Origin of the sequence: Rhodohalobacter mucosus (assembly GCF_003150675.1) — a bacterium.
GTDB classification, from domain to species: Bacteria; Bacteroidota; Rhodothermia; order Balneolales; family Balneolaceae; genus Rhodohalobacter; species Rhodohalobacter mucosus.
In genome coordinates this window covers 153,157-168,401 of record NZ_QGGB01000007.1, presented here as the reverse complement: position 1 = coordinate 168,401, position 15,245 = coordinate 153,157, and the positions used below count along the sequence as shown (strand labels likewise).

The following is a 15,245-nucleotide window of genomic DNA, read 5'->3' as shown; positions in this document are numbered from 1 at the left end:
CTTTAACTTTGTATTAAAATTAAGTGCAATCTGTACGTTTTGCTCAGTCTGGAGCAGGTTTACGCAGGGCGATATGCAGTTCTTTAAGCTGCTTTTCGTCCACCTCGCTCGGTGAGTTGTCCATCAGACTTTGCGCTTTTTGATTTTTTGGAAACGCAATGACGTCTCTTAAACTGTTGGCTCCTGCCATCAGCATAATCATTCGGTCAAGTCCGAGAGCAATCCCTCCGTGGGGCGGGGCGCCATATTTGAAGGCATCCAGAAGAAAACCGAACTTCTCATCTGCTTCTTCCTCATCAATGCCCAGCACACGGAATACCCGGCGCTGAACCTCATGATCATGAATCCTGATTGAGCCACCTCCAATTTCGTTACCGTTCAGAACCAAATCGTATGCCCTTGCATTCACTTGTTCAGGATCGGACTCCAGTTTGTCGATGTCTTCAGGTCTGGGCGCTGTAAACGGATGGTGCAGGGCATAATATCTTTTATCCTCCTTCGACCACTCAACAAGCGGAAAATCCGTTACCCAAAGAAACTTTAATAGGGATCTGTTGATCAGGTTAAAATCATTACCCACTATGAGACGCAGCGAACCCATCTGCTTGTATACATCGGGCGCCGGACCTGCCAGGATCAGTACCAGGTCTCCGTCTTTTGCTCCCGATTCGTCAGCCATTTTTTGCATGGTTTCATCATCCAGGAACTTGCCAACGCTGCACGTGATTTCTCCACCATCCAGGCGCATAAATATCATGCCTGCGGCACCTGCCTGAGATACAGCCTTGTCTGTAAGCCTGTCGAGCGCCCCTCGGCCCAGCGTTCCCTCACCCGGCACGGTTATCGAAACCACACGGCCTCCTTTCTGCACCGTTGTATTGAAAATCTTGAAGCCGGAATCTTTTACAACATCCGAAATATCGTGAATCGGCACTCCAAACCGGAGATCCGGTTTGTCGGTTCCGTAAGTTTCCAAAGCCTCACGGTATGTCATTCTGGGAAATGACGCGTCAATATCTGTATTCAGATGCTTTTTCCAGATCGTTTTCATCAGTTTTTCGTGGATAGAAAAAATCTCGCCTTCGTCAACAAACGACATTTCAACATCTATCTGGGTGAATTCAGGCTGCCTGTCGGCGCGTAAATCTTCGTCCCTGAAACATTTAACAATCTGGAAGTAGCGATCCATGCCTGCAACCATCAGGATCTGCTTATAGGTTTGCGGGCTTTGGGGGAGTGCAAAAAATTTACCCGGGTTTACCCGGCTTGGTACCAGGTAATCCCGCGCACCTTCCGGCGTCGATTTCATCAGAACCGGCGTTTCTATCTCAGCAAACTGCCGGTCATGATAGAAATTCCGTACCGTTTGTGTTACCTGCGATCGCAGAAGCATATTCTTCTGGAGGTCGGGGCGGCGAAGATCCAAATAGCGGTACCGCATTCGGATCTCTTCATTTGTAGATATATCCTCTTTGATCTCAAAAGGCGTGGTTTCCGCCCTTGAGTAGATCTGCATATCAGATACATCAACCTCAATCTCACCCGTTTTCATATTCGGGTTGATAGTCTCCTTGCTGCGGTTGATTACCGTGCCCCTGACACCTATTACATATTCCGACCGTAAATTTTCAGCCATACTGTGAAGCTTGCTGTTGGTCTCATCGAAACGGATCTGAGTAATTCCGTAACGGTCGCGAAGATCGATGAAGATTAATCCGCCAAGATCCCGCCGCGTTGAAACCCACCCGTTCAGTACAACTTCTTCTCCTTTATCATCGCTTGTAAGTTCACCACAGGTGTGGGTTCGGTTCCAGCTCATAAAATATATTGATTTAGTGCTTATAAAGTCGTTTCCTATTCAAGACGGTAAAAATACAGAATCCTGAAACCATTCGCTTACCTCACTGTGGAACTCACCCTGATTCTTAATCTGTTCAGCAGCTTTTTTTTATGCGGGTTGATATGGACAGTCCAGATTGTGCACTACCCGGCTTTTCACGGCTTTGAAAAGAAAAGTTATTCAACATGGATGAGCTTCCACAAATCCAGAATATCGATTGTCGTGGTTCCCGTGATGCTGGTTGAGCTAGGATCTTCGATTTTACTCTCACTCAGCACCATTCCTTATTTGATGTTGCACCGAATAGGCCTTGGAGTGGTCGTTTTGGTATGGCTCATAACCTTTTTTATCCAGGTACCCCTGCATGAAAAACTGGCCGGGGGATACAAAGAGAGCATTGCGAAAAAGCTGGTCTCATCCAATCGCTGGCGGACCCTTCTATGGAGCCTGAAATCCATTCTGGGGATGTACCTGTTATTCAGGTTAATCGGCCTTTAAGATAGTTATCTGCAAATCCGGCCTGATATTGCGCTTCAGGTGCTTTCGCAGATTTTTGAAAAATCAACCTAAAGCACATTTCCCTCTTCAGAAATCCAATCTGCGAGACTCCGAATGTTATCATTGTGACTCTTCTGCGGGATCCAAAAAAAATGCCAATCCCTCAGAGAATCGAGCAGCGCGCTTTCAATGCCTATCTCGTTAGCTTTTTATACTTGATCCGAACCGGTTGATCTTCATCAATTCCCAACCGTTGACGTTTGTTTTCCTCATATTCCTGGTAATTGCCCTCAAACCAATAAACCTGGCTGTTCCCCTCGAAAGCGAGTATGTGGGTTGCAACACGGTCGAGAAACCAACGATCATGCGAAATAACAACAACACAACCTGCAAATTCGAGCATGGCTTCTTCCAGCGCCCGCAACGTATTTACATCGAGGTCGTTGGTAGGCTCATCCAGCAACAGCACGTTGGCCCCCTCCTTAAGCATTTTTGCCAGGTGCACCCGGTTTCGTTCACCACCTGATATTTCATTGACCTTTTTCTGCTGATCCCCCCCGCTGAAATTAAATCGTGCCACATAGGCCCTTGAGTTTACCTCACGATTTCCCAGTTTAATCAAATCCTGGCCTCCCGATATCTCCTCCCAAATGGACTTGGATGGATCGAGCGGACGTTTCTGGTCCACATATCCCAATTTTACCGTATCTCCGATTGAAATGGTTCCGCTGTCAGGTTTTACTTCGCCGGTAATCATTTTGAAAAGAGTGGTTTTACCCGCACCGTTCGGACCGATCACTCCAACAATACCTCCGGGAGGCAGATCGAAATTCATCTCTTCTACCAGCAGTTTATTACCATACCCTTTGCTAACGTGGTCGGCAACAATCACCTTATCGCCAAGCCTGGGGCCCGCAGGAATAAATATTTCCATCTCATCACGCACTTTTTGATGCTCTTCTGAAAGAAGCTCCTCATAGGAATTTATTCTTGCTTTACTCTTCGCGCGCCTCCCTTTAGGGTTTTGCCGTATCCACTCCAGCTCCTGTTTCAGTGTTTTCTGGCGCTTCGACTCCTGTTTTTCCTCTACAGCCAGCCGCTCTTGCTTTTGTTCCAGCCATGAAGTGTAATTACCCTTAAACGGTATACCTTCACCCCGGTCGAGCTCCAGGATCCATCCCGCCACATTATCCAGAAAATAGCGATCATGGGTTACGGCGATAACGGTTCCTTCATAGCGGCCCAGATGCTGTTCCAGCCAGCCTACTGACTCCGCGTCCAGATGGTTGGTAGGTTCGTCGAGCAAGAGAACATCGGGCTTTTTAAGAAGCAGCCTGCAGAGCGCTACTCTTCGCCGCTCACCGCCCGAAAGCACCTCTATACTTGTATCGCCCGGCGGACACCGCAGTGCATCCATTGCCTGTTCAAGTTTCGAATCGATATCCCACGCCCCTATCCTGTCTATCTTCTCCTGAAGTTTTGTTTGCTTTTCAATAAGTGCATCAAAATCGGCATCCGGATCGCTGAAACCCTCATTTACGGCTTCATATTCCTTAATCAGATTTATGGTTTCCTGCACACCTTCTTCCACAATCTCTTTTACCGTTTTGGAATCATCGAGCTGTGGTTCCTGTGAAAGATAGCCGAACGAAATTCCCTTCTGCCGCGAAATCTCTCCAAGATAATCTTCGTCCTCTCCGGCAATAATCCTCAATAATGTACTTTTCCCTGCACCGTTTAAACCAAGAACACCGATCTTGGCGCCATAGAAAAATGAGAGGTAGATGTCTTTCAATACCGTTTTGTTCGGTTTGTAGACCTTACTTACCCCAACCATCGAAAAAATAATCTTCTGATCGCTCAAACTTACACTCCGTTACGTTAAAAATGTTGTCAAATATAATGTGGTTCAGAGTAAAGAGATAGAAATTTCTGAAGCCTTGTATTGAGTCTGTCTGCACATGATAAAACTGAAAATCAAAAGAGGTCAATCGCTACTGCATATCATTCTATCAGCTTTATTTGCAGTTACACAAAAAAATAGTGTAGATTTTATTTTTTTAGCAACATAAGCCAAACCTACACACGTGCTACACCTGCCCGGAATAGAATCTGTTTTCCTGATTCTCGCTCTTTCAAAAAGCGGCGAACTGGACGATCGCGAATTATCGATTGCGATAAGGAAGGGTGATCAGAAAGCTTTTGAAACATTTTTTGATCGTCATTATGAGCCCGTTTATCGCTTTCTGATAAGCCGGGGCATGAATCATGATGAGGCACAGGATCTCACACAACGAGCTTTTTTGATGATATGGGAAAAAAGAAACACGATTGATGAAACCAAATCATTGAGAGCCTTTCTTTTTCGCATAGCCTACACCAGAATGTTAAACCACATTGAGTATCATTCAAAGTTTGACCAAAATACAGACCCTGCTGAGGATTCAGCTTCCGGTTCAGCAAAAACTACGGAAAAAGAAATGGAGCACAGGGAGCTGCTTAATCAGATTCAGCGATTAATTGTTGCTATGCCTGAAAAGCGCGGAACCGTTTTTCAGCTCTGTTTTATGAAAGAGTTTACCTACAAGGAGACTGCAGAAACAATAGGCATCAGTATTAAAACCGTTGAAAACCATATGGCGCTTGCATTCAGAGATATACGAGAAGGCCTTAAAACAGTTTACGGTGACGAAATTTTGAATCGATTTTTGTAATAAATTTGTCCTTGGCATTAGGGGGACACTGCCCCTTCATCTGTACTTAAGGTAGACGCGATATTAATATCCTGATTCAGAAACATGATGCAATCAACCAAAATACGGTTCAACTCATTTATTTTCCCGCTTTTACTGGCTTCAGCAGCCATTCTGCTGCATGCATGCACAATTGATAACCTCAATAATGGCGCCTTGCCGGTAAATGAAAACGAATTCAGAATTGCCGGACAGATTATCGGTGAATCTGTTTCAGAAAGCGAGAACGGAGTACTCTCCAACTTTACAGAAGCTTTTGCGGTTCCTGATGCTGAAGGATTGCGGCAAGGCCCCTCCATTCTTTCCCTGAGATCTGAAACGAACCTGCAGAACTACAGTTATTCATATGATCCTGTCACAGGAAAGCATAATGTGGGGTACGTTAAAGAAGAAGTGATCGGTAGTCAGCAGGTGAGCAGTGATGTTTCACTTACCTACACATTCAGAAACAGCCAGGGCAACCTGATTGAAAATCCTGTCGAAAATTTCAGCTCCATTGAATCCGTAGAATTTTTATCCTCTAAATCAGGAAGCATTGAAACCACAGACAAGCTCTCCGTTTTTTCACGGGTTGACCGCTTTTTCATTGACGGGATATCAGGTGCAAGTCCGAATTTACTGATCGATGGCATTCACTCGGGGGAGGGATTTTTCTCGATCATTCAACCAGACGGAAGCCGTCTCGAAAGAGAGTATATACTGGATATGAATTTTCTGAATGTCTCCATCAACAAAGAGAATGTGGAAGCTAACAGGAATTTCAGATCGGGAGTAACCGGAGCTCTCAGCTATGAATCCACAATAAGAGAAAACGGATCTGCATCTGAAGGTACCAAGATCGTAAACGGAACACTTGAGTTTGCAGGCGATGGTACAGCACTGCTAAAATTTCGAAACTTTTTTGATGTTTTCCGGGTCCGCCTGGATAAAGGCACCGTTTTTGATGATGATGAGTTTGAAGGGCGGATTGCCGAAGTGAATCTGACTCAGAATATTTTTGTCCTTGCGAACGGACAAAGAATCAGGTTGACAGCAGAAACCTTGATTGAAGATGACGGTGACTACTTTTCACTGCAGGAGGTGGCAGCTGCACTCAGCGAAAACAATCGCGTTAAAGCGGAGGGTGATTATATCAGAGATCAAGAGAGCGAGAACCTTTGGACAGCCTCTGAAGTGGAATTTGAAGATGATTCCAACGAGTTTGAAGAAGCCATACTATCGGTGAACCTGAACGACAATGCCTTCACCGTTCAGTCGGGTGATACTTATTATCTGACTGAAACCTCAGAAATTGATGACGACAGTGATTTCTTATCCCTCCAGGAAGTACAGAATGCTATTGAAGACAGCCTACCCGTATTTGCTGATGGAAAATTCGTTGTTGAAACAACAACGGGCAGGCTCATCGTTGAGGAAGTGGAATTTACGTACAATGTACAGGAAATTGATGAACCGGTTGTATCTGTTGACGGTACCGATAATACCTTCACCGTTCTAAGCGGAAAGACGATCAAAATCACAGACGAAACTGTGATCAATCCGGACAAAATCGCAACCCTGCAGGATGTGGAAACCGCACTTTCACAAGGAATCAACGTAGAGGCTGCAGCAACTATCTACTTTGATTCTTCCAACAACTTATGGATTGCTCTCCAGGTAGAATTTGATGAGAGCGATGATGATGACGATGATGAAGGTGAAGGGGAAGGAGACGACTAACAGACTATAGGCACAAGTAAAGCAGGAATGACCGAAAATACCGACATATTACCGGAAAACAGCCCCGACAGAGTGCTTGCACAAGCTCATTCCAGGATGCTTGAAGGGGCTGTGTCGGCCGGTGAGATACAGGATCCGCTCTACCGCCTTCTCAAAACATCCAAAGAGGAATTTGACCGGCTGGAATCTTCCGTTACAATCACAGGCAAAGATCGTGTCTGGGAGCAGCTTCAGTCTGAAATTAACGTCACATCGGAAACCAACGAAAGGACAGGAAGGAATGCCCGTATATTGCCATTTGATACAGGAAGCTTGTGGTTTAAAGCAGCGGCTGCGGTTTTGCTGCTTGTAGTTTCATCCTTGATTACGGTCATGCTCATCAGGGAGTCCGGCCCTGAGCTTCTTGCTTCCGCCGATACCTCTGTCCGGGTAGTTGAATTGACTGACGGATCGTTGGTTACACTGCGGCCCAACTCTTCCATATACGAAATATCCCTTTCTGAAAATAAACAACTGTACAGGCTCGACGGTGAGGCTCTATTTTCAGTTTCAAGAAACACTTCCAGGGAGTTTAGCGTCTTAGCCGGACGGGGTGAGGTAACCGTTTTGGGAACCCGATTTAACCTCTATGAGAGGGATGACCGGACAAGAGTGGATCTGATTGAAGGATCAGTTCGTTTTGCTAACACAGAATCAAGCGAAGAGGTCGTCCTTGAACCGGGACAGGCAGCTGAGATTACGGATGCTCTAACTTTGAGTGGTCCTTTTACCTCGAACGCTGACGAAATAACAGAGTGGACACAGAACCGCCTCACCTTCCGTAACCGCGCTCTTAACGATATTCTCAATGAACTTGAATTTCACTACGGCATTCGCATAGATGTACCCTCATCTCTTGAAAATGAACTTTTGGGAGGCTCGGTGATGCTTGACAACCGGGAACAAACCCTCAGGGATCTTGGCACCGTTCTTGGCGGCAGTTTCATTGAAACAGATAGCGGAGAGTATGAATTCAGGGTAAATTGACGGTCAATAAAACTATAACAGCAGCGAAAGGGGCACTCGTATAAGCTATGACGACTAAGCCAGAATTCCGGGGATGGGCAGTATATCTGCTTATCTTTTTTGTTTTACTGCCGTCCTCTGCATATAGTCAATCAAATGGCTCTCCGGACCCTGCTCCCCTTAAAAAAATTCTTATTTCCATTCAGGAAGAGACAGGGTATTACTTTCTGTATCGCGAATCGCAAGTGGCAGGGATAACCCTGGATTTTTCGACCTCAGGTGATACAACCGACATACTTAACCGTCTTACAAGCCGTCTTAAAGAGCAGAATATAGATGCTGTAGTTGACGATGATCGCAAGCAGGTATTGCTGGTCAGGTTCCACTCAGAAAGTAACAGATCAAGATCTGTAAGCATCAACGGACAGGTAGTAGATGCAAGTACCGGGGAAAGGCTTCCATTCGCCACTGTAAGCTGGCAGATCGATGGAAATCTGAAGGGCGTAACAACGAATACTTCCGGAATTTTTAACATTCGGGAAAGATCTCCCGGCGATTCCCTGACACTTACTGTTTCATACCTTGGTTTTGAGAAACGCACTCTAACCGTCAAGCCCGCTGAAACGCCCATCGTCAACGATTTAACCGTAAGACTTTCACCCACCTCTTATACGGGAAAGGAGATCGTGATATCCGGATTTACAGGATACAATCCGTCTGATTCACTGCTTTCCGGGCTTTTGGATGCAGCACGCTTCAGCCCGCTGGGTGAAGCAAATTCCATCAGGGCTCTTCAGAGCCTCCCGGCCGTATCCAAAAGTGCAGCTATCAACAACGGGCTCAACATTCGGGGATCAACTCCGGACGGTTTCAGGGTACTACTGGACGGTATGAGCATCTTCAATCAGAGCCATCTGTTTGGGCTGCTCGACAGTTTTAATCCCGATGCCATTCAATCGGCAGGTTTTTACTACGGTGTATCCCCTGCTCAAATCGACACACCTACCGGCGGCACACTGAACCTGATTACCCGTACAGGATCAATGAACCAAACTGAAATAAGTGCAGGAATCAGCAATACAAGCATCAATGGCACACTGAATGGTCCGCTGGGAAACCGCGGCAGCTGGCTCCTGTCTGCAAGAACCTCCTATCTGGACCAGATTTCCTGGTTCAACAATCCGGAACTGATCCGATGGGGACTCAATATTGAGCGGCCAAGAAAAGTGCCCGGAGATCAGCCCGATTTTACCAATGACGTTGTAGAGCCCGGCGATCAGTCGGCTCATTTTTATGATCTGCACGGTAAGCTCTATCTGGAAGGCAAACAAGCTGACAGGCTAATACTCAGCGGATATTTTGGAGGTAACAACATATCTCAAACCGCCCAGCGGCAGACGAGATCACTTTCAGCTGACAGCAGATTTGTATTAGAAGATATCGAGTCGCGCAATGAGTGGTTCAATGCACTTGCAAGCATGAGGTATGAACGAGAACTGAGCAGATCGCTCTTCAGTTCCACTCTATTAGGCCTTAGCGCTTATACAACTGATTTTGGGAAGGATGATTTTATTTACAGCCGGATCTCCGATTCAGGTGGTTCTGAGTCTGTATTGGTTTTTGCATATCCTTTCCTTAACCGAAGCGCAATGAATGAATTTCGCATGCATCAGGATGTTCAGCTAAACCTGACCAATCTTACGCTGAATATCGGTGCAAACTGGAACTACTATTATGCCGAATACAGTGAACAATCTTTTGACCGCCCATCTTATTCAAGCGAAACGGGAGCGCATCTGGCAGATTTTTATCTTCAAAATCGGTGGAAACCATTTTCATTTCTGGAGCTGCAGGCAGGAATACGCACACACTACTACACACTGGGTAAAGATTTTTATTATGCCCCCCGGGGGAAGCTCACCTTACTTCCGGTTTCACAACTGAAGCTTTACGCCGGGTATTCAAGAAATATTCAGTTCCTTCATAAAGTAACCCTCCAGAATAATACAACCGCTGATGTCTGGACACTTTCGACCGCAAACCAGCCACCAGCTGCATCGGATCAATATCTTGCAGGCTTTTCATTTACCCCTGCATCCTGGTTTTACCTTCAGGCTGAAGCCTACCTGAAAGAGTACGAAAATCTGAGAAGTCATGAATTAAATACCCGATCGCTTGCAAACACATTCTCAGAAACTCCCTGGTTTTATCAAAATAACGGAGAAGCACGGGGCATCGAGCTTCTGCTTCGTAATAGTTTGAACCGCTTAAGGCTTACGCACACATATGTACTCTCAGAAATGACCTTTACCAACCCATTTCTTCTTGAAGGGGAGCCATTCTTTGCCGATTGGGATCGAACCCACACATACACGGCCACGGCCGAATACTCTGTAAATAATGGCCCAAATCTGTATTTCTCCTGGCTTATGATGAGCGGAGCGCCAAATAAACTCTATACATTCGGCAGTGACACCACAACGCGGCGACTTGATTCCTACCGGCGCCTTGACGCGGGAATCTCTTACGCTGTAACGGCCGGAAACACCAATATTAAGGCAGAAATTACACTTTATAATCTGCTCGACAACGACAATGTTTGGTACCGCGATTACGCATTTAATTTTGATGACACACAACCTGTGCCCCGCCTGAGTCCCATACCGGTTGATGTTCTTGACCTGGGATTTCAGCCCTCTTTTAAGATTTCTGTCAGTTTTTGAATGTTTGTACTCTCTCAGTCCTATCTATTGAATCCTTAGCAAGTCATAAGGCGTAAAGGGCTGATCATTTCAGACTGACCTGTCACGCATAGAGTAACGGTGTAAGCGTATTTGCATTGATAGGCCTACGTGTATATTCATGATTATAAATCAAGAACTTTTTTCGCTCTAATTACTACCGGGAAATCAAAGATGGATTTATTGGTCAGCGCAAAATTCCATCAATCCCCGCTATGCTGCAATCACGGCGTATGGGAATCCTATTCAACTTATAGTTTTAACCTGGTTATAATCATTCATTATGAACCAACCTATACTTCACTCCCATATTTTTTAATTCTTTATACAGCTAAAGTTTTATTTGTACTGAGTCTACGAGATGCCTCAGGATCATGTGAAGGTAAATATATAACCGGACCCTGTTCAGCCAGTTTCAATATCTTCATTTGTGTATCTAACGACTGTTTTGTGTCAGGAGTTACTCCGTCCGGTTGGAGATTTATTAGTAGTTGCTCTGTATAACTGGTATCTCCGGCCAGGAATACTTTTTTATCACCGGTATCAGCAACCACTGAAAGATGACCCGGAGTATGACCTGGAGTTGGTACTGCCATAATGCTTCCATCTTTGGTTACAGGGTATGACTCTGCAAACGGACCATAATTCTGTTTTTTAAATTCAATTTCATCGGGTTTAAACCAATCCTTCCAATGCTGCGGCAGGTAACCTCTCAATTTTCCTATTGTGCCCTTTGCATTCTGATATTCTGATTTGGGTACAAGGATATCACTGTTTGAAAAATGATACAGTCCACCTGCGTGATCTGTATGAAAATGTGTGAGTATTACTTTATCAACATCTTTGGAGTCAACATTATATCGAGCCAATTGTCGGTCAATTTCATCATCTCTGGATACATCCATCTTGACCGCATATCGATAATAAGGGTGCCATTTGGGAAAATAACCGCTACGGGATGTTAAAGAAGTTTCTCCGGTGTCAACTACAAATGTTCCTTCAGGGTGCTTGATCAACCAGGCATAAATAGGCAACCAGTCTGTCCATTTTTCAGAAGTGAGAACACGTAACATCCCTCCTTTTTCACGTGATTTTTGAGCTTTCTTTACCTTAACAGACCCTGTTTGTAGTGGGAAAATTTCCATAATACCTCCTATAACTGATTTATTGTTCAGCTATAGGATATCATGGTCAACAGCCAATCACTTGTATGAACCTGCTGTTCTTGAATATTTTTGATGGAGTAATGCCAAAATTTGCTTTAAAAACCCTATTCATATGAGGAGAATCCGTGAAACCGGCATAGTAGGCAGCTTCAGTGATAGACTCTCCATCAGCCAGCTTGAGGAGTGCGGCCCGTAGTCGCTGCCACAAAATGTATTTACGTATCGGAATACCTATTTGCTCAGAGAACAGATGCATCAACCTTCCCGGACTTAGATAGACAGTTTCAGCCAAATGTTCTACCGTTATCGTTTGATCTTTTACGCGACTTTTAATCCACTTAATACTTTCAGAAATCCGGTTGTCCAGTTTATCCATAGCGTCTGCTGCAGGCCAACCTGTAATAATCCCCCGAATTTGATTTGCTGATTCACAATTCAAAGTTTGCACAGCATATGGTTTTAAATCAGATTCAAGACTCCCTAAGGAAGTATTTATAATATCTGCATCAGTCATCGACCTCTTGATTGAAAATTCAGGATCCAGCCAAATCATGAGCACTTTTTCTGAACCGTCTAACTCTATCTGATGAGATACATCAGAAGGCACAATAAATGCCCGTACTCGTATTGACTCAGCCCATTCTTCGGAGCTGAGTTTAATAGAATCAGAATTACTCAGACCATATTGAACATAGTGATGAGCATGCATTTCTGATCTGCCATGCTGACCCTGAAAAATCAGACAATCATCTAGAATACAAAGTGTATTTTGGATTGTTTTTGCGAAAATTTATGGAAATATATGTTTCAATAAATCATTGAAGAAATAACAATGATTTATGATTTCAAAAATTGACCATTACATGAGATGAAAAACGCAGAGTTATGGGCGAAGCCTTTGCATGCTCAATTCTTCCAAATAAGTGTTACGGTCAAAGGTCATTGAAGTAGTATTAACATATTAAAAGGTAGTCAAGCAATGAAATGAAACCTTTTTTCCGTTTTGTTGCATTTGCCTTACCGATAATTGCCACTTCATACCTGCCCGGTGCCTAAATTAGCGCACATGTCTGGCTTTAGGGCATCTCCGAAAAAAATATTTTTAGTTCGGGAGCGAACACCCCTTCTTCACCAGACAGACATTCTCCCCATTTAACTGCTCCAAGACACTTATCTGAAATCTATCTGAATCAGGTTGTTTCAAGCTTGTTTTACTTATTTTTTTATTGAAGCAACTTAAACAGACTTAATTTTGCACTCTCAAGAGATCAACATTTGGAGAAAAAAAGAAAGGCCGGCCGATGATCTACCGGCTGGCCCTTGGCTTATTCGGGGTATTACAAACTTGAATTAGTCATCATCACCATCGTCATCATCATCGTCATCAACATCATCCTCATATCCTTCGAATGAGTTTTCAATGTTCTGATTGATGGTCTCAAAATTATCAGCATTATTTGGATCCAGATCTTCACCGGATGCACCCTTGAACCAGCTTGATACATCTGCTGTTACCTGAAGAATCGAGCTCTCTCCCCCGGTAAGCTCAAGAGGTGGATTCAGCTCCAGTTCCAGCTCAAAGTCATCCGTAGACCGAAATATGAAGCTTTCACCGTTAAAAGTTCCCAGTACAACAAGTGAATATGTGCCGGTTTCGTCTCTGAAATCGCTATCGCTGACGTTTATGTCATCTTCAGCTTTTTCAATTTCGAGTTCAAATTCATCATAGATGCCCTGCGGCAGTGCCTGTTCGGTAAGCGTAAGCGGGGAACCATCCAGTGGCAGGTTTACGATGAAATCTTCTATCTCAAAATCGAGTGAATCATTCTCGATGCTTTCCAGCTCCATCTCATCAATGTAAAGCTTCACTTCATCAATAGTCAGCCCGGACACATCCTGTTGACCCTGGACATATTTGGCAGTAATGTTTTGTGTTTGCACCTGCATCTGCAGCATCAGTGAGGCTTCCTCTCCAGGTACGGAGCTGGTTGAATCACATGATGCGGCAATCAGGCCTGTAAGCAGTATAAGGGGTATGGTTTTTATTATTCGAAACATCGTTCTCTGTTTAGGTAAAGTTTCTATGTATTGTGTTGTGTAAGTATTACAGATGAGAACCCGCCTTACCCCTAATCGCAAACTCATTTATTATCCACCTCAGATTTATCAGTCTATTTGCGGGCAATCCCATAGATGCAGCAGGAGGTTAGCAATTCCGGGAGGCAAAAAACCACCTTCATCAGAATCGTTTCTTGCTTAAGCCGGCAGCGTCCCGTTATGAAATAAAAAAACCTGCCGGGTACTACTCCGGCAGGCTTGAAAGGTTCGATTTAAAACGCCGACTTAGTCATCATCTTCATCATCATCGTCGTCGTCATCGTCGTCGTTATCATCATCTTCATCATCGTCGTCATCATCATCGTCATCGTCATCTTCTTCATCATCGTCATCGTCGTCGTCGTATGTCAATTCAGCAGGGAACTCAACTGAAAGGAACACGGTGCCGTCCTGTTCAATGGTAATCAGCTCACCCAACGGGTCAAAGTCCAGCATTGGCTTACCAGATTCTGCAGGATTGCGAAATTCGATCTCACCTTCTGTGCCGTCTTCATCCTGCTTTACCTCAATTTCAGCACGCATTTCACCGGCAACCCATAATTCATACGTTCCGACATCCAGGTCTTCAATTTCTACCTTGAATTCGGTTCGGTACGTGCGTTTCTCAAGCTCAGCATACCCACTGGCGTCTGAATCAACACCTGTATTATTGAAGTAAGCCTTGGCTTCTGCCTTTTCAGAATCTTCAGATTTGTCGTCATCATCCTCATCATCCTCGTACCCTTCGAATGAATTTTCAATATTGCTGTCGATATTGTCCCTGTTATTATCGTCATTCGGATCCAGATGGTTGCCTGATGAGTCACGGAACCATTTGTCAATATCAATTTCAACGACAACCGCTGTATTCTCGTTTTCACCTACTTCGAGAGGCGGATGCAATTCCATTTCAATTTCAAAGTCCTCTTTCGAGCGATACATGAAGTTTTCACCGTTAAAGGCACCTTTTACTACAATGGAATAGCGACCAGATTCATCAATGATATCGGTATCGGATACAAATTCATCATCGTCCGGTCGTTCCACTTCCAGCTCAAATTCATCATAAAAGCCGGCGGGAATCTCCTTTTCCGTGATTACCAGAGGGGTACCGTCAAGCGGCAGATTTACGATGATATCTTCCAGCTCAAAATCTTCGGTACCGCGCGTTCCGTCAAGTTCAAAGTCTTCAACATAAAGCTTCACTTCTGTGATCTCTAAGCTGGTAACATCCTGGCTTGCTGTTAGTTGTTTAGCAAAGGAACCTGTGGAATTGACCTGCATCTGAACCTGCAATTTAGGCTCTGTGTCCAGGTTAGTGTCCATTACATCACATCCGGCAAAAAGCACAGCTGCAAGCAGTGAGAATGGGAGTATTTTTTTAAACATGTTCATAATTCTGGGGTTAAGTGATTTGATTGAATTA

General features: G+C 44.5%; 11 protein-coding genes. 5 read left to right on the top strand and 6 right to left on the bottom strand.

The genetic code is table 11. The annotated features are described in order from the left end of the window. Positions 1–43 precede the first annotated feature (43 nt). The gene (gene aspS, locus DDZ15_RS10265) at positions 44–1,819 is read right to left on the bottom strand and encodes an aspartate--tRNA ligase (RefSeq protein WP_109647000.1); all 1,776 of its coding nucleotides are present in this window, start codon (positions 1,817–1,819) and stop codon (positions 44–46) included. An 87-nt stretch (positions 1,820–1,906) separates the two neighbouring features. On the opposite strand from aspS, the gene DDZ15_RS10260 reads away from it, so the two are divergent. Beyond that, positions 1,907–2,338: a hypothetical protein gene (locus DDZ15_RS10260; RefSeq protein ID WP_109646999.1), complete on the top strand. Its 432-nt coding sequence runs from the start codon at positions 1,907–1,909 to the stop codon at positions 2,336–2,338. A gap of 193 nt (positions 2,339–2,531) precedes the next feature. Here DDZ15_RS10260 and ettA read toward each other — a convergent pair whose 3' ends face one another. Then, complete coding sequence (gene ettA / locus DDZ15_RS10255; protein WP_199222949.1) at positions 2,532–4,175, bottom strand: energy-dependent translational throttle protein EttA; 1,644 nt, start codon at positions 4,173–4,175, stop codon at positions 2,532–2,534. Between the two features lie 250 nt (positions 4,176–4,425). On the opposite strand from ettA, the gene DDZ15_RS10250 reads away from it, so the two are divergent. The 4 genes from DDZ15_RS10250 (at position 4,426) to DDZ15_RS10235 (ending at position 10,538) form a co-directional block, all read left to right on the top strand. Then, positions 4,426–5,052 carry an RNA polymerase sigma factor gene (locus tag DDZ15_RS10250; RefSeq protein ID WP_242978985.1) on the top strand — a complete coding sequence of 209 codons (627 nt, stop codon included), beginning with the start codon at positions 4,426–4,428 and terminating at the stop codon, positions 5,050–5,052. Between the two features lie 84 nt (positions 5,053–5,136). Then, on the top strand, positions 5,137–6,810 hold the full coding sequence (locus DDZ15_RS10245; protein WP_109646997.1) for a DUF5666 domain-containing protein: 1,674 nt from the start codon (positions 5,137–5,139) through the stop codon (positions 6,808–6,810). Between the two features lie 27 nt (positions 6,811–6,837). Further along, complete coding sequence (locus tag DDZ15_RS10240) at positions 6,838–7,836, top strand: FecR family protein (protein WP_109646996.1); 999 nt, start codon at positions 6,838–6,840, stop codon at positions 7,834–7,836. A 47-nt stretch (positions 7,837–7,883) separates the two neighbouring features. Further along, positions 7,884–10,538 carry a TonB-dependent receptor gene (locus tag DDZ15_RS10235; RefSeq protein WP_109646995.1) on the top strand — a complete coding sequence of 885 codons (2,655 nt, stop codon included), beginning with the start codon at positions 7,884–7,886 and terminating at the stop codon, positions 10,536–10,538. Between the two features lie 341 nt (positions 10,539–10,879). Here the strand turns inward: DDZ15_RS10235 and DDZ15_RS10230 are convergent, their stop codons facing one another. The 4 genes from DDZ15_RS10230 to DDZ15_RS16730 form a co-directional block, all read right to left on the bottom strand. Then, positions 10,880–11,701 carry an N-acyl homoserine lactonase family protein gene (locus DDZ15_RS10230; RefSeq protein ID WP_109646994.1) on the bottom strand — a complete coding sequence of 274 codons (822 nt, stop codon included), beginning with the start codon at positions 11,699–11,701 and terminating at the stop codon, positions 10,880–10,882. Between the two features lie 46 nt (positions 11,702–11,747). Continuing rightward, positions 11,748–12,431 (bottom strand): helix-turn-helix domain-containing protein, encoded by a 684-nt coding sequence (locus DDZ15_RS10225; RefSeq protein WP_109646993.1) that lies wholly within the window; start codon positions 12,429–12,431, stop codon positions 11,748–11,750. Between the two features lie 641 nt (positions 12,432–13,072). Then, positions 13,073–13,780 carry a hypothetical protein gene (locus tag DDZ15_RS10220; protein WP_109646992.1) on the bottom strand — a complete coding sequence of 236 codons (708 nt, stop codon included), beginning with the start codon at positions 13,778–13,780 and terminating at the stop codon, positions 13,073–13,075. 285 nt (positions 13,781–14,065) lie between these two features. Next, the gene (locus DDZ15_RS16730; RefSeq protein ID WP_158278677.1) at positions 14,066–15,214 is read right to left on the bottom strand and encodes a hypothetical protein; all 1,149 of its coding nucleotides are present in this window, start codon (positions 15,212–15,214) and stop codon (positions 14,066–14,068) included. Between the last annotated feature and the right edge of the window lie 31 nt (positions 15,215–15,245).